This window comes from Rahnella sp. Larv3_ips (assembly GCF_003697865.1).
GTDB classification, from domain to species: Bacteria; Pseudomonadota; Gammaproteobacteria; order Enterobacterales; family Enterobacteriaceae; genus Rahnella; species Rahnella rivi.
The window spans coordinates 133,465-148,027 of the sequence record NZ_MJIB01000014.1 but is presented as its reverse complement, the minus strand read 5'-3'; the positions used below and the strand labels follow the sequence as shown (position 1 = coordinate 148,027).

Genomic DNA, 14,563 nt, shown 5'->3' with positions numbered 1-14,563 from the left:
TGCATGCCTTAAAAATTCTGATTGAGTAACTGATCTTCCTGCAAAATTTCAGGCCAGGCGACCACCGGCAGGGCATTAACCCGTGGCGTGGTAAACAACTCACCCTGAAAATTACATATCCCTGCGGCATCCAGCCACATCCATTCTTCCGGTTTTTCCACACCGGTCGCAATCACCGATATTTCGAGTGAAGAACAGAACCTGATGATCGCCTGCACAACCGCTTGCTTCGGCCCGCTGGTGTGAACGTCGCAGATGATATTACGGTCAATCATGATGCTGTCAGGCTGGCACTGCGTCAGCAGCAATAACCCCGCCGATCCCGCACCAAAATCATCAATCGCCAGACGCATTCCCGAGGCTTTCAGCTGTTTCATTGCTGCGGTGAATTTATCTTCGCGGGTAATGACACCGTTCTCGGTGATCGCAACGACAATCTGCTCCGGCACCAGACCGTTTGCCGTGATTTCCTGAATCAGAAACTCAACGGCACCGGGCACCATCACCAGCGTCATGGGCAGGAGTTTGACCGTCAGCGTTTTACTGTTCAGCCCCATCTGATTGGCCAGCGCGAAGGCCAGCTTTTTAGATTTAAGATCTGCTTCATAAATGGTCATGCGCGAAAGCTTAGAGAAATAGCCCATCGGCGAACCGCCGTCCGGCCCGCGCAAGGTCGCCTCGTACGAAATGATCTCACGGCTTAGCGGATCAATAATCGGCTGGAACGCAAAGCTGTAGTCCTGCATTTCCGGAAAGATAAATTCTACTTCAGCTTCCGGCTGTTCTTCAGGCAGAAACGACCAGGTGCCCGCAGGAAGAATTTCGAGATAATTCTCCTTTTCACGCGCCTGCACAAAAGTGCATAAGAACTGCAATGCGCGGTCATCATAGGTCAGCTGATATTTCGACGTTCCCTTATCCAGTACCGCCTGAAGCACCACATCTTCATGATGAGATCGCAGATCAAAAAGTTCCATACCGACATTACCGAACCGCCGGGAATGCGCATAATCTCGCATCAGTTCGACGACGTTATGGTGCCGGCGGTCCTGACTGATGGTGCAGTAAAGCGCATCGACCGCGTCTTCGGGGCCTTCCAGCAACTGGAAGAAATGCGTTCCGTCAAAAAGCAGGATACCGGTGATACCTGACAGTTCATTCTTAAAACTCGCTTGTGTCACCAACCCCGCAAGGGAGGCGGACTGAACATGCTCGCTGACATGACTGCGATAAACGAGGGTTAACAGCATTCGATCTTCCAGTGTGAATCTTCTCAGAAGCGACACAATATCAGATAAATTTTTGTTATGGAAAATTCTTGATCAATCAGATTTTCTTAACTTTTATTTTGCAAATGTCTGCCCGTCCGTCTGTTAATGCTTTCCCTGATGGGTCAAAAACTTAGCGAAATACTCTTCGGGAAACGCGCTATTTTTCGCCGTCACGATGGCGGCAATATACCCGTCAGGGCGCACCAGCAAAACTTCACCCGCAACAAGATCATACGCCTGATTAAATTCCCCCCATTCATCCGTCAGATCACCGCCCGCGCCCAGTATATGCAGGTGTACGCCGGGGAGAGGGGCGATCTGCCCGGCCGGGATTTCCACGCCGAGTAACGTCCAGTGGGTACCTTTTAGCAGATCAAACAGCCGTACGCTTTCGCCGCCTGCACGGCGAACCCGCGCATCCGGCGCACGGTCACCGGCGAGGAGGGTACGCTGACGCCCCGTGTCTTCCTGCGCAAGGGAAGAACCGGCGTAACCGATATCCAGCTGATGCACTTCGCGACCGCGACGCATATCACCGCGTTTCTGCGCTTCCAGAAGGTGGGTCGCCAGCCCGAGCATCGCCGCCGCGACAGGTCTGCGTTCTTCCTCATAGGTTTCGAGCAGGGCATCCGGCGCGCCACCGGCAACGGCTGCCAGTTTCCAGCCAAGATTATAAGCATCCTGCACGCTGGTATTAAGCCCCTGTCCGCCGGTTGGCGGGTGAACGTGAGCCGCATCGCCGACCAGTAAAATACGGCCAACGCGATACTGCTCTGCCAGCCGCGCATTCATGTTGTAGGCCGATGCCCAGGAAACTGAACGGATACGAATATCACTGCGCCCGGTGCGTTCTGCGACGAGGGCATCTAACCCTTCGGCGGTTAAATCAATCTCGCCCTGAGCAGGTACCGGCCCCTGCACCTGAAACAGGTCGGTGCCGGCGAGCGGGCAGAGCATTATTTGTCGCGCCATATCGCCCTGATGAAAACAGTGCCAGGCATCGCGCGTTAATCCGCTGAGCGTGACATCGGCGACGATCGCCCGCACCCCGAGCGTTTTACCGGGGAAGGGAATGTCCAGCGCCTGCCGTATCCTGCTGCGGCCACCGTCAGCCGCGACCAGCCAGCGTGCAGACAGCGTTCTTTCCTGCGTATCGCTGATGACTTTTGCAATTACGCCCTGTGCATTTTGTTCAACACTGAGCAGTTCGCAGCCAAATTCAGGCTGATGCCCCAGCCCGAGTAACCGTTCGCGCATGATCCGTTCGGTCATAAACTGCGGCACCATCAGCGGGTGCGGATAAGGCTCGGCAGGCGTCGGCGGTGCGTGCTCAATCACCTCCTCATCGCGATAGCCGCCCCCTTCTGCGTAATGGCGCATAGGCGGATAAACGCCTCCCGCGGCCGCGATCTGCTCGAGAATACCCAGATCCTCGAATATCTCCAGGGTACGTGGCTGAATGCCTTTGCCCCTGGAACCACCGAACGGCGCCGGGCTCTTTTCTATCAGATGAAAGGCAATACCCCGGCGCGCCAGTTCGATTGCCAGTGTTAAACCTGCCGCGCCCGCGCCGCAAATCAGCACATCTGTCTTTAATATTTTTTCCATCGCTCACCTCTTATGTGTAATATGCACACATTAGTCAGAGGGGAAGTCCATTGTCAATTAAAAACGTGCAAAATACACATATTGAAGAAACACTCCGTGAACTGCACGGGGCGTTACTGGAAATCGTCGGCGTCATGAACCGCCCGCAGCGTGACGAAGCGATGATCCGGGAAGCCGGTATCGCGCTGGATCGTGCGCTGTTTCCGCTGTTAGTGCTGGTGGAACGGCTCGGCCCGATCGGCGTTGTCGAGCTGGCCGACAGAGTGGGGCGCGACTACACCACCGTCAGCAGGCAGGTGGCTAAAATGGAAACGCTCGGGCTTATCACCCGGCAGGCCAATGCCAGCGACCGCCGCGTGCGCGAAGCCGTTGTGACTGCGCAAGGCAAAGCCATGACCGCACGCATCGATGAGGCGCGCAACAGAATTGCTCAGGGTATTTTCTCCCGCTGGGAAAACGAGGATATTGTCGGACTGGCGCGACTGATGCGCAGATTTGCTGACGACATAAAAGACGAAGCGCCGGTCAATACACAGGATCAACCGTCATGAACAATACAAACTGGCATTGGGGAACGCAGTTTCAACTGAATAGCATAGTGGTATTCACGGTGTTGCTGCTGATTGTCGCCACGTTGTGGATACGGCTTTACCGGCATACGCGGGAATGGTTAAAGAGCGCCAGACCCGGCGACCCGCAGCGGGCAGCTCCCTCTAAAACAACACTGTTACGCGGCTACGGCAGAACACAGCTTTTCGGGGAAAGCGTCGTGGCAATTCTCGTCACGCTGGTGGTGTTTGCGCTGATGCTGAACCTGAGCGGAGGGTGGTGAGATTGAGAGCAGCCACCGGAGTGGCTGCTTTTTGCGTGTCAGTTTTTCAGGAAAAGTCAGTCGCTGAAAGAAAATCACCCACATGAATACGTGATAATTAGACTATTCATCGCATTTATACCTATTCCGTACGCAAAATAACCGCCGTAACGTCTTTAAAAGTGGACAATCGTCGACTTTTCATCTTAAAGTCCTGCCCTCAGCGCCAAACAATACCCGTATTCAGCAATGATCTTAACCTGCTGAGTCTTCAAGAGCGGCTGCATGACAGCCGCCGGACAGGGCGCTTTGCACACACATTCCGACCGACTTTCTCTGGAGAATTTATGCATTCCTCTGTTAACAAAAACGAGAGCCGAACCTTTTTCGGCCATCCATATCCGCTGGGTTCACTGTTTTTCACTGAGATGTGGGAGCGGTTCTCGTTTTACGGGATTCGCCCCTTACTGATTCTGTTTATGGCCGCCACGGTTTACGACGGCGGCATGGGGCTGGCGCGGGAAAGCGCGTCGGCCATCGTCGGTATTTTTGCAGGCTGTATGTATCTCGCCGCGTTACCGGGTGGCTGGCTGGCGGATAACTGGCTCGGGCAGCAAAGAGCGGTCTGGTACGGTTCGATTCTTATCGCGCTCGGGCACTTGTCCATCGCGTTATCCGCTGTGCTGGGCGACAACCTGTTCTTTATCGGCCTGATGTTTATCGTGCTCGGCTCCGGTCTGTTCAAGACCTGTATCTCGGTCATGGTCGGCACGCTGTATAAAAAAGGGGATGCGCGTCGCGACGGCGGTTTTTCGCTGTTCTACATGGGCATCAACATGGGTTCCTTTATCGCGCCGCTGATTTCCGGCTGGCTGATTAAAACCCACGGCTGGCACTGGGGCTTTGGTATCGGCGGTATCGGTATGCTGGTGGCCCTGATTATCTTCCGCTTTTACGCCGTTCCGGCAATGAAACGTTATGACAGCGAAGTCGGGCTGGATTCCACCTGGAACAATCCGGTGGCGAAGAAAAAAGGTGTTGGCGGCTGGCTGCTGGCGCTGGCGGCGGGTGTGGTTGTCGTGGTGACGCTGATCGCGCAGGGCGTGATTGTGATCAACCCGGTCGCCGTCGCCAGTACGCTGGTGTACGTGATCGCCGCTTCGGTCATCCTCTATTTTGTTTATCTTTTCCTGTTTGCCGGTCTTAACCGCAAAGAACGGGCGCGCCTGCTGGTGTGCTTTATTCTGCTGGTTTCCGCCGCTTTCTTCTGGTCTGCGTTTGAGCAGAAACCGACTTCGTTTAACCTGTTTGCGAACGACTACACCAACCGCATGATCGGTGATTTTGAGATCCCTGCCGTCTGGTTCCAGTCCATCAATGCGCTGTTTATCATTCTGCTGGCACCGGTATTTAGCTGGGCATGGCCGATGTTGGCACGGAAAAAAGTGCGTCCAAGCAGCATCACTAAGTTCATCATCGGCATTCTGTGTGCGGCGGCGGGCTTTGGGATCATGATGCTGGCGGCGCAAAACGTGCTGAACAACGGCGGAGCAGGGGTGTCACCGTTGTGGCTGGTGGGCAGTATTCTGATGCTGACGCTGGGTGAACTCTGTCTCAGCCCGATTGGGCTGGCGACCATGACGCTGCTGGCGCCGGAAAGAATGCGTGGTCAGATGATGGGGCTGTGGTTCTGCGCCAGCGCGCTGGGTAACCTCGCTGCCGGTTTGATTGGTGGCCACGTCAAAGCCGATCAGCTGGACATGCTGCCGAATCTCTTCGCGCGTTGTTCCATCGCATTGCTAATCTGCGCTGCGGTGCTGTTCCTGCTGATCATTCCTGTGCGACGGATGCTGGAAAATGCCGACGTTAAGACCGAGCAAAAACCTGTCAGCCATGCCTGATGCGTTAACGCTGTTGCGCGCAAATAGCCGCTCAATAAGGTAATCCTTCACTGAGGCAGATCGAAAGATTTGCCTCAGTCATTTACGGCCAGCCCCTACCTGAAACTCCACTGCACGCTGATGACAAAAACAGACGGAATAATGATCCCGCTTTCCACCCCGAAATAGTCGGTGAAGTTGTATTGAATGGCGTGATAGATGTAAGGGGAGAAGCCAATGCCGGTGACTTTCTTAAAATCGTTGTAAGAGCCATGGTCACCGCAATCCTTGAAGGCATTAAAAAAGAATTCGCCGGTATAACCATAAACGCCTTTGAACACCCACCCCGACTCCCCGGATGCCCAGTCCCTTCTCAGCCCCATCGCGATACAGCGATCGCCAAAACTGTTATCCATCGTGCCCAGCAGGGCGCTGTATTTGGAGTCTTCTGAGAATTTTCTTTCAACAGACATGAATTTATTATCGAAAAACTCATTGTATTGCCCGTAGTTGCCGGTCAGATGGTAGACGAACGAACCGGTGTTGAAAGAGTATAAATTGATTTCGCCCGCGTGGATCCCGACGGTAACGACCAGTAAGAACAAACAGAAAACCTGGCTAATGTTTTTTAGCATGTTGAATAATCTCTTTGATTACTAAGGCGTAATGTTTTACGTGCGGTAACGTCCACGGGTGTAATAGATCGCACACTTATTATTTTAAGACAGGATGGAATTTTGTCCAAAATGGGCGAGAAGACGAGGAGATGAGTCACTTCACGAAGGGGCTGGAGCACTGTGCCGGAGACGGAGAATACAGCGCCAAAATCCTTAAAGACCACTCCCGTGTCCATTTTGTTCCCTGGCCGGCGCTACCTTTCACCGAAAGTCCGGGTGTTTATCGACTGGTTCGCGGATGTCTTTGAAAAGAAGTATCAGTCTTAAAGGCGATGATGTGGCCGCATCCATGCGGCTTTTTTGCGACAGAAGCTTTCCTTTCAGCTTAACCAGCGGGTTTATCCCAATACACCACACTGTGAAAATCAATCTCCCACGTCAGCACCTGGCCGTATAACGCGGAAAGCGCTTGCTGCTGTGCGGTACTCAGCGTTTCGGCACAGCGGTCCAGCTCCGTTTTCAGCCAGCATGCCTGCTGATAAAACGACTCTTCGGCATGCAGTTCCACCCAGCGGCGGAGATCCTCATCAATCTGCGTTTTCTCACTCACGCGTTTGCACCAGGCGTAGTACATCCATTCCGCGCCAAACATCAGCGTGATGATTTCTTCATAGCTGCCACGCTGCGCCACACTGAGCATGTTGTCGCTGAAGTTTCTCACGCCGGGAAGATCGTCGGGATACTCTGCCGGGTTCACCTGCCGCTTTGCCAGTACGGTCTCAAACCAGGCGATCTGCGTATCCACCAGCGCGTTCAGTACTCCAATCAGCCAGCGTTGCGGGCGGATATCCGGTGCTTTACTGATGCCCAGCGCAAAGATAGCGATCGCCGTGGCGACAAACTGACCTTCGAAAACCAGATAACGGTTAAACACAGCGGCGGGCAGCGTATCGCGCTCAATGTCGCAGACAAACGGATGTTGCTGCATCCTTTGCCACACATTGTGATGGTCGTGCAAAAGCCGGTCGGTGAAGGTTTCCATCACTCATCCTCCAGTACGGCGCGTGCGGCTTCCATGAAATGTTTCACCCGTGCCAGTTCGACGTCATTCCACCACACGCCGTCCACTTTTAATGCGCTGGCGACGATCACACCCTGAGTACGGGTGAGAATTTCCCCGACGTTGTCCGGCGTAACGCCCGAACCCACCAGCAGAGGCAACTCGGTCGCGCTGCGGATTTCGTCGATCTCGCTCAGGGTGGCGGTATCTCCGGTGCGCTGGCCGGTGGCGATCACTGCATCCGCTTCGAAGAAATCGACGTCCCGCGTCAGCTCTTTGATGGAGCGGTCTGCGACAATCGCGTGGCTGCCGTGTTTGACGTGGCTGTCAGCAAAAACGCGGATATGCTCGGCACGCAGCAGGCTGCGATAGCGTAACGCTTTTGCCGCTGCGCCTTCGATGAAACCTTCGTTGGCGATATACGCGTTTGCCCACTGGTTGACGCGCACAAAATCGGCTCCACCGGAGAGCGCGGTTGCCAGCGCGGGGATCGCGGCATTCGCCAGCACGTTGATGCCCAGCGGCACATCAAAGCGGGTGCGGATGCGGTCGGTGATTACCGCCATCAGCGCGGAAGTTTCAGGGCCGATATCTTCGGGTTTGGAAAAAGGAATGTCGCCGTGGTTTTCAATAATCAGACCATGCACACCGCCGGAAATATAATTATCAGCATCGCGCAGCGCGCGCTCAATAATATCACTGATTGATTTACCGCTGTATTTTGGCGCACCAGGGAAAGGGTCGCAATGAATAACACCAATCACGGCTTTCTTACGTGAAAAAATAGCTTGTATTGCGTTAACTTTTTCTGCTGATATAGAAACCATCTTATTCATCCTGTTCAAGGAAACACTATGCGTGTTTATGTTATCGGTAATATTACTGTCGATGAAAACTGGGCGATTGCCGATATTCCCACAAAAGGCTCATCCATTCATGGAAATAAAGCCTCGCAAGACATTGGCGGAAAGGGGGCTAATCAGGCCATCCTGCTTTCCCGCTGTGGAATAAACACCACATTAATTGCCGCTATGGGAAATGACGTCAATGGCCGCTGGATGGCGGAAAAAATTCGTCACGAAACCCTGCGTCATTTACCCGTCTCTTTTTCTCCCTGTAACAGCGATATGTCGCTGATATTTAATTGTGCCGATGGCGACAATGCCATTATTACTACCACCACTGCAGCGGATTCCCTCACCGCAGAAACGATCACTCTGGCGCTGGCAGATGCCGTGCCCGGCGACATGATGCTGATGCAGGGTAACTTCTCGTTTGAGAAAACCCTCCATTTGTTCCGGCTGGCGAGAGCACGCGGCATGACCACTGTGTTTAACCCATCCCCGGTGAAACCTGACTTCTGCCACCTCTGGCCGTGGGTAGATATCGCCGTGCTCAACCAGCTGGAGGCGGAGGAATTGCACCCCACCGGCGTCGCAAATCTGGTGATAACCCAGGGCGCGCAGGGTGCCACACTGCTCACGGATACTCAGCAAACGTTTTGTCCGGCCGCGGTGACTCAGGCGGTGGATACCACGGGTGCGGGGGATACCTTTCTGGCCGTGATGCTGGCCTCATCGCTGTTGCGCAACAGCGGCATTGATGAACTGGCCCTGACACACGCCAGTCAGGCCGCCGCCATTACCGTCAGCCGTTGGGGTACCTACAGCGCGTTCCCCAGCTGTGCCGAACTGCACACATTACTGAACCCTGCCCCCTGAAACGCCAGCACCGACCCGCATAATGCGGGCCGGTATCCGGTGTTATTTAAACAGTGAGCGATAGGTATCAACGTTGGTTTTGGTGACCACGGTGGCCGGTACCAGAATTTTCTTCGGTACGGTTTTCCCGGCGGTGATGTCGTTTAGCGCCTTCAGTGCCTGAGCGCCCATCTGCTCAGGATCCTGTTGCAGCACTGCCGCGACGTAACCGCCATCAATGCCACTGATGGCTTTCGCCGTCAAATCCCAGCCAAATACCTTGATATCTTTCTGACGCCCCTGGTTTTCCACCGCGGCAATCGCGCCCAGCAATGCCGGTTCACCCGTGGCGTAGATGGCGGTGAGGTCAGGGTTGGCCGTGATGAGGTTTTCCGCAGCGGTCATCGCACTGTCCTGCACGTTGCGGCCATCCACCACATCAGCCACGGTGATCTTCTTGTTAGCTTTGAGGGTGTCTGTGAAACCTTTCTGGCGATCGTTTTGAATGGCAGAGTTCAGCGCACCCACAATGCCGACGTGCGCTTTGTCATTCATATTTTTTTTCACGTATTCAAGGAAGTATTTACCGAGGATCTTACCGCCTTCGATATTATCCACGCCGACCTGCGCCGCCTGCGGCCCGTCCGGCAGCACGGCATCAATGGCGATCAGCGGAATGTGCGCCGCCGCCGCTTCCTTAATGGCCGGCATAATACCGTTGACGTCGATGGCATCGACCAGAATGCCTTTCACACCTTGCTGAATATAGTTTTCGATAGCGTCATTCTGTGCCACCGGATTATCCGTGGCATTAAAAATTACCAGATTTTTGCCGCTGGCTTTGGCTGCGTCCGTCGCGCCTTTATTCATGAGATTAAAGAATAACGCCTGTTGGTTAATTTGCACCAGGGCATAAGTGGGTTCTGCGGCTATTGCACCAGACATGTAAGTACCTGAAGAAAATAATGCTGTGACGAGCGCTAAAACACGAAATTTTCCGGTGTTGAATATCATTGTTTTTGTCCTCATTGGGATTGAGATATAACCAGCATTGCCCGGGCGAATAATCGCTGAGCACAGAATGTGTTGGCAGGACAAATAGCAAAGTGATCGTCGTAAACCTGTTAAAAAAACAGGCTGATTGCTGAGGCCGGTAAAAAAGCATTTAAGCAACCGGTCCGTTTCGGTGCGTGGATAAAATGCGCTTTACCGGTTGGGAATTGCTTCCCGGGTGGTGCAGGTAAACTGGCTATTACAATTCTCTGACTCGGATTTTTTGTCAAGTGCTATTTTTTTGCGTCGCGTTGAGGGCGGAAAATGCTATAACAATCACGCTCAATTATGTTACTGATACCTTTTATCCAACGTGGCCTGATGATGAAAAAACGCGTGCTGTTATCCGATGTGGCAAACCTTGCCGGTCTTTCCAAGGCCACCGTGTCGCGCTACATGAACAACAGCATCGTATTGCCTCAGAACACGGTCAGCCGGATTGAATCCGCAATCGCACAGCTCGATTACCGGGGGAACAGCCTTGCCCGTCGCCTGAGCAAGGGCGGAAGCGAAACCCTCGGTCTGGTGCTGTCGGACATCACCAACCCCTTCTTCGCCGAACTGGCGGATGCGGCCGAAGAGGCGGCGTTCGAACACGGCTACAGCCTGGTTTTATGTATCACCCGCAACAATCCCGAGAAAGAAAGTCAGTTTATTCGCTGGCTTGATACCTGCCAGGTCGATGGTTTGCTGTTTGCCACTAACCGACCGGATAACGGATCGCTATGCAAAGAAATTCAGCGCCATCAGCGCATTGTCCTGCTCGATGAAGATATTCCCGGCAGTTTTGCGCCGAAGGTCTTTGCCGACAATGTGCAGGGTGGCATGCTGGCTACACAGGAACTGATTGCCGCCGGGCACCGCGACATCGCCTTTATCGGCGGGCCGGACGCACTGATGAGCGTGCGCGAACGTTATCAGGGCTTCTGCACCGCGCTGGCGCAGGCCGGTCTGAGCTGTCCGCCGGAGTGGGTGATGTATGGCGACTACCGGCGAGAATTCGGTCAGCGCGCCTTGCACAAGCTGTTCAGCCACACAAAACGCCCGACCGCCGCGTTCGCCGCCAGCGATTTTCTGGTACTCGGCCTGCTCGATGGTTTGCGCGATTTGGGTCTGCGCGCCCCGGAGGCGCTGTCGCTGGTGGGTTTCGATGATGCCAGCTATGCCGACTTCACCCAGCCACGGATCTCCACCATCCGCCAGCCCGCACGGGAACTGGGGCGGACGGCGGTCAGCCTGATGTTGCGGCTGCTCAACGGCGAAGAAAATGTCCCCGCTGAAACCCGTCTGCCCGTTAGCTGGGTAGGGCGTGATTCCATCCAGCAACGCTCACCCGATCCAAAATAGCGCAAATTGCGCACGATTTTAGCGCATGAAGTGTTCGCATAGCCTGATCGGGTAAACCGGTTTACCTCGCGATTAAAATTTATTCATCGCAATTACAGACAGTTAAAAATCTTCGATTCCCCTTTACCTCCTCTCTGGCATGGAAGCTGCTTAGTTCACTGTGGCTAACAAGTAGTGAAGCGTTTTGTCCCACGGGCACTGGAGACAGTTCTGTTATTCAGGTAAACCGGTTTACAAGGGTGTAAGCCGTGAATAACAGAACCTTTTTCTCCGCGCCATCCAACCCCTAATAACCGATATCGGGTGACAGGAGTTCCAGATGCAACAGGCTAAACCCGGCATACCGCGGGTAGAAATGGTCAATATCACCAAGACTTACGGGTCAATTCGTTCACTGCGCGGCGTGAATCTCAAGCTGGAACCGGGCGAAGTGCTGGGGCTGGTGGGGGATAACGGCGCGGGGAAATCGACGCTGACCAAAGTGTTGTCCGGTGCGGTTGTACCGACCAGTGGTGCTATCCGCGTGGATGGCGAAGTGATGCACTTCACCAATCCGGCGGATGCCCGCCGCTGCCATATCGAGATGGTGTATCAGGATCTGTCGCTGTGCGACACCGTGGATGTGGCCGGCAATTTATTCATGGGGCGCGAGCCGCTGAAACACGTGCTCGGCATTCCCTTTCTTGATCAGACCAAAATGCACGCTGATGCACGCGAGATGCTGAAAGGGCTGGGAATTTCGATCCCTGATACGCATCTGCTGGTGCGCAATCTCTCCGGCGGACAGCGACAGGCGATTGCGATTGCCCGCGCTGCCGCGTTCGACCCGAAAGTGCTGATCATGGATGAACCGACCGCTGCGCTTGCGGTAGCCGAAGTGGAAGCGGTGCTGGAGTTGATCCGCCGCGTCAGTGCCAGAGGCGTTAGCGTGATTTTAATCACTCACCGGTTGCAGGATCTGTTCCTGGTCTGCGACCGCATCATGGTGATGTACGAAGGCACCAACGTCGCGGACCGCAGGGTGGCCGACACCAGTCTGGGAGACATCGTCAATCTTATTGTCGGTGAGAAATTCACCGCGCAATCTGCCGCCGCGCATTGAGGTAAACAGGATGAGTATGATCAATTTAAGCGGTTCACGTGTTATCCGGCATTCGCTGCCGCGCCGCATACTGCACAACCACTCAGGCGTGGTGAGCATTGCGCTGTTTTTTATCTTCTGCTGCGTGGTGTTTTCGCTTATCACCAACAACTTTCTCAGCAGCGCTAACTGGCTGAATATCGTTCGTCAGAGCGCACCGCTGCTGATCGTCGCGACGGCCATGACGCTGGTGATCACGACCGGCGGTATCGATCTGTCGGTTGGCTCGACGCTGGCGCTGGTCGGCGCGCTCTCCGCGATTGCGCTGAACTACTGGGGGTTGCCGTGGCCGGTTGTGTTAATCGGCGGGCTGGTGCTCGGCGGGCTGGTAGGGGCGATAAACGGATTTTTCATCGCCTACGAGGGGATTCCGGCGTTTATCGTGACCCTCGCCATGCTGGCGGTGGTGCGCGGTGTTGCGCTGCTGATTACCCAGGGTTATTCCATACCGATCCCGCAAGACAGCCTGTTCGCCTTTATGGGACGCGCGTGGGTGGTCGGCATTCCGATGCCCGCGCTGATTGCCATTTTTGCTCTGGGTATCGGACATATCGTGCTGAATCACATGCGCTTTGGCCGCTACGTCACGGCGATTGGTGCTAACGCCGAAGGCGCACGCCGCAGCGGAATCAACACTAAAGCGGTCACGATGCGCGTGTATATCATCAGCGGCATGGCGGCAGCACTGGCCGGGATGATTATTACTGCACGTCTTGGCAGCGGATCGTCGAATCAGGGCGAAGGGTTTGAATTGCAAGTGATCGCCGCCGTTGTTCTCGGCAGCACCAGTCTGTTCGGTGGTTTCGGCACCATCATCGGCACGCTGCTGGGCGCGATGTCGATTGCGATTATCCAGAACGGCCTGATTTTGTCGCACATTTCCCCGTTCTACACCCAAATCGCCACCGGGACGATCATCCTGCTGGCCATCTGGCTGAACACCCGCATTCTCAACCCGGCGCGAACGCCGTCGAAAGGATAGCCAATGAAAGGGTCTATTTTTCGCCACGCGGATCCCTTGCCGGTCGGCATTGGCAGCGGTCATGTGATGACCGTACTCGGGCCGCTCCCGTTAGCCGAAATGGGCGTCACGCTGATGCACGAACATATTCTGCTGGATGCCTCGGGCAAGTGGGTCGCGCCGTGCTGTTGCAGCGATCGCCACGTCGCCGAAATGCCGGTGTCTATCGAGAATCTGGGTGAACTGTCGCTCAATCCGCTGATGAGCCGCGATAACTGCCAGCTGTTTGATGTGGATGTGGCGATTGAGGAACTGATGAAGTACCGCGCGCTGGGCGGGCAAACGGTGGTCGATCCCACCAATATCGGCATCGGGCGTGACCCCAAAGCGTTGCAACGGATTTCGCGCCTCACCGGCCTCAATATTGTGATGGGCACCGGCCTGTATCTTGAGCCGTCACACCCGGAATGGGTGAAAAGCATCTCGCTGGAACAGCTAACCGAAAAGCTGATTTATGACGTCGGCGGCGCAGAGAATAAGCCGGAAGTCATTGCCGGGCTTATTGGCGAAATCGGGGTTTCCAGCCGCTTTACGCCGGATGAGGAGAAATCGCTGCGCGCCGCAGGCAGGGCGAGCGCGGCTACCGGCGTGCCGATCGAAGTGCATCTGCCGGGCTGGGAACGCCTCGGCCACAAAGTGCTGGATATCCTCGAGCACGAAGGGGCGGATCTGCGCCACACCGTGCTGTGCCATATGAACCCGAGCTTTGCCGACAAACGTTATCAGCGCGAGCTGGCGCAGCGCGGCGCGTTCCTCGAGTACGACATGATCGGCATGAGCTACTACTACGCCGATGAATCTGCGCAGTCGCCGTCGGATGAAGAGAACGCGCGGGCGATCCGCGAGCTGATTGATGATGGTTTCATCGGACAAATTCTGCTGTCGCAGGACGTGTTTTTAAAAACCATGCTGACTCGCTACGGCGGCCACGGCTACGGCTACATCCTGAAGCATTTTGTTCCCCGTTTGCGCCGGCATGGCGTCAGCGGTGAGCAGCTTGAAAACATAATGATTAATAACCCGCAGCGTGTCTTTGGCGGAGAATAAGGAGAAA

The 14,563-nt window shown here is 54.9% G+C and carries 14 protein-coding genes and 1 pseudogene; 9 read left to right on the top strand and 6 right to left on the bottom strand.

Annotated features, from left to right (window positions below; genetic code table 11):
- Nucleotides 1-8: 8 nt before the first annotated feature.
- Together ED901_RS17315 and ED901_RS17310 are read right to left on the bottom strand one after the other, a co-directional pair.
- Nucleotides 9-1,250 (bottom strand): diguanylate phosphodiesterase, encoded by a 1,242-nt coding sequence (locus ED901_RS17315; protein WP_122096658.1) that lies wholly within the window; start codon nucleotides 1,248-1,250, stop codon nucleotides 9-11.
- Nucleotides 1,251-1,373: 123 nt separating this feature from the next.
- A complete protein-coding gene (locus ED901_RS17310) occupies nucleotides 1,374-2,879 on the bottom strand; it encodes an FAD-dependent oxidoreductase (RefSeq protein WP_122096657.1) in 1,506 nt (501 codons plus the stop codon).
- A gap of 56 nt (nucleotides 2,880-2,935) precedes the next feature.
- On the opposite strand from ED901_RS17310, the gene ED901_RS17305 reads away from it, so the two are divergent.
- The 3 genes from ED901_RS17305 (at nucleotide 2,936) to ED901_RS17295 (ending at nucleotide 5,591) form a co-directional block, all read left to right on the top strand.
- Nucleotides 2,936-3,430, top strand: a complete 495-nt coding sequence (locus ED901_RS17305; protein WP_235533420.1) for a MarR family winged helix-turn-helix transcriptional regulator — start codon at nucleotides 2,936-2,938, stop codon at nucleotides 3,428-3,430.
- The gene (locus ED901_RS17300) at nucleotides 3,427-3,711 is read left to right on the top strand and encodes a hypothetical protein (RefSeq protein ID WP_122096656.1); all 285 of its coding nucleotides are present in this window, start codon (nucleotides 3,427-3,429) and stop codon (nucleotides 3,709-3,711) included. The genes ED901_RS17305 and ED901_RS17300 overlap by 4 nt, the downstream gene beginning before the upstream one ends.
- Nucleotides 3,712-4,037: 326 nt before the next feature.
- Nucleotides 4,038-5,591: a peptide MFS transporter gene (locus tag ED901_RS17295; RefSeq protein ID WP_122096655.1), complete on the top strand. Its 1,554-nt coding sequence runs from the start codon at nucleotides 4,038-4,040 to the stop codon at nucleotides 5,589-5,591.
- A gap of 95 nt (nucleotides 5,592-5,686) precedes the next feature.
- On the opposite strand, the gene ED901_RS17290 is transcribed toward ED901_RS17295, so the two are convergent.
- Entirely contained in the window at nucleotides 5,687-6,205 is a 519-nt protein-coding gene (locus tag ED901_RS17290; RefSeq protein WP_240993957.1) for a hypothetical protein, read from the bottom strand.
- Between the two features lie 207 nt (nucleotides 6,206-6,412).
- Here ED901_RS17290 and ED901_RS25450 point away from each other — a divergent pair.
- Nucleotides 6,413-6,514 (top strand): annotated as a pseudogene (locus ED901_RS25450) (LysR family transcriptional regulator); the annotation flags it as partial.
- 58 nt (nucleotides 6,515-6,572) lie between these two features.
- Here ED901_RS25450 and ED901_RS17280 read toward each other — a convergent pair.
- Both ED901_RS17280 and ED901_RS17275 read right to left on the bottom strand, forming a co-directional pair.
- Nucleotides 6,573-7,229, bottom strand: a complete 657-nt coding sequence (locus ED901_RS17280; protein WP_122096654.1) for a TenA family protein — start codon at nucleotides 7,227-7,229, stop codon at nucleotides 6,573-6,575.
- Nucleotides 7,229-8,074 (bottom strand): BtpA/SgcQ family protein, encoded by an 846-nt coding sequence (locus tag ED901_RS17275; RefSeq protein WP_122096653.1) that lies wholly within the window; start codon nucleotides 8,072-8,074, stop codon nucleotides 7,229-7,231. Before ED901_RS17275 ends, ED901_RS17280 begins: the two co-directional genes overlap by 1 nt.
- Before the next feature lie 27 nt (nucleotides 8,075-8,101).
- Between ED901_RS17275 and ED901_RS17270 the strand changes: the two genes are divergently transcribed.
- Nucleotides 8,102-8,968, top strand: a complete 867-nt coding sequence (locus ED901_RS17270) for a ribokinase (protein ID WP_122096652.1) — start codon at nucleotides 8,102-8,104, stop codon at nucleotides 8,966-8,968.
- Nucleotides 8,969-9,010: 42 nt separating this feature from the next.
- Here ED901_RS17270 and ED901_RS17265 read toward each other — a convergent pair whose 3' ends face one another.
- Nucleotides 9,011-9,961: a substrate-binding domain-containing protein gene (locus ED901_RS17265; RefSeq protein WP_122096651.1), complete on the bottom strand. Its 951-nt coding sequence runs from the start codon at nucleotides 9,959-9,961 to the stop codon at nucleotides 9,011-9,013.
- Between the two features lie 360 nt (nucleotides 9,962-10,321).
- Between ED901_RS17265 and ED901_RS17260 the strand changes: the two genes are divergently transcribed.
- The 4 genes from ED901_RS17260 to ED901_RS17245 all read left to right on the top strand — a co-directional run bounded on the left by ED901_RS17260 (nucleotide 10,322) and on the right by ED901_RS17245 (nucleotide 14,556).
- Nucleotides 10,322-11,347 carry a LacI family DNA-binding transcriptional regulator gene (locus ED901_RS17260; RefSeq protein ID WP_122096942.1) on the top strand — a complete coding sequence of 342 codons (1,026 nt, stop codon included), beginning with the start codon at nucleotides 10,322-10,324 and terminating at the stop codon, nucleotides 11,345-11,347.
- Between the two features lie 355 nt (nucleotides 11,348-11,702).
- Entirely contained in the window at nucleotides 11,703-12,449 is a 747-nt protein-coding gene (locus ED901_RS17255; RefSeq protein WP_162237796.1) for an ATP-binding cassette domain-containing protein, read from the top strand.
- Between the two features lie 19 nt (nucleotides 12,450-12,468).
- Entirely contained in the window at nucleotides 12,469-13,470 is a 1,002-nt protein-coding gene (locus tag ED901_RS17250) for an ABC transporter permease (RefSeq protein WP_162997907.1), read from the top strand.
- A gap of 3 nt (nucleotides 13,471-13,473) precedes the next feature.
- Nucleotides 13,474-14,556, top strand: a complete 1,083-nt coding sequence (locus ED901_RS17245; RefSeq protein ID WP_056772444.1) for a phosphotriesterase — start codon at nucleotides 13,474-13,476, stop codon at nucleotides 14,554-14,556.
- The last annotated feature ends 7 nt before the right edge of the window (nucleotides 14,557-14,563 follow it).

Excerpts from the sequence above, each read along its gene's own strand:
- ED901_RS17315 (WP_122096658.1), bottom strand. The coding sequence starts at position 1,250 with ATGCTGTTAACCCTCGTTTATCGCAGTCATGTCAGCGAGCATGTTCAG.
- ED901_RS17310 (WP_122096657.1), bottom strand. The coding sequence starts at position 2,879 with ATGGAAAAAATATTAAAGACAGATGTGCTGATTTGCGGCGCGGGCGCG.
- ED901_RS17300 (WP_122096656.1), top strand. The coding sequence starts at position 3,427 with ATGAACAATACAAACTGGCATTGGGGAACGCAGTTTCAACTGAATAGC.
- ED901_RS17295 (WP_122096655.1), top strand. The coding sequence starts at position 4,038 with ATGCATTCCTCTGTTAACAAAAACGAGAGCCGAACCTTTTTCGGCCAT.
- ED901_RS17290 (WP_240993957.1), bottom strand. The coding sequence starts at position 6,205 with ATGCTAAAAAACATTAGCCAGGTTTTCTGTTTGTTCTTACTGGTCGTT.
- ED901_RS17280 (WP_122096654.1), bottom strand. The coding sequence starts at position 7,229 with ATGGAAACCTTCACCGACCGGCTTTTGCACGACCATCACAATGTGTGG.
- ED901_RS17275 (WP_122096653.1), bottom strand. The coding sequence starts at position 8,074 with ATGGTTTCTATATCAGCAGAAAAAGTTAACGCAATACAAGCTATTTTT.
- ED901_RS17270 (WP_122096652.1), top strand. The coding sequence starts at position 8,102 with ATGCGTGTTTATGTTATCGGTAATATTACTGTCGATGAAAACTGGGCG.
- ED901_RS17265 (WP_122096651.1), bottom strand. The coding sequence starts at position 9,961 with ATGATATTCAACACCGGAAAATTTCGTGTTTTAGCGCTCGTCACAGCA.
- ED901_RS17260 (WP_122096942.1), top strand. The coding sequence starts at position 10,322 with ATGATGAAAAAACGCGTGCTGTTATCCGATGTGGCAAACCTTGCCGGT.
- ED901_RS17255 (WP_162237796.1), top strand. The coding sequence starts at position 11,703 with ATGGTCAATATCACCAAGACTTACGGGTCAATTCGTTCACTGCGCGGC.
- ED901_RS17245 (WP_056772444.1), top strand. The coding sequence starts at position 13,474 with ATGAAAGGGTCTATTTTTCGCCACGCGGATCCCTTGCCGGTCGGCATT.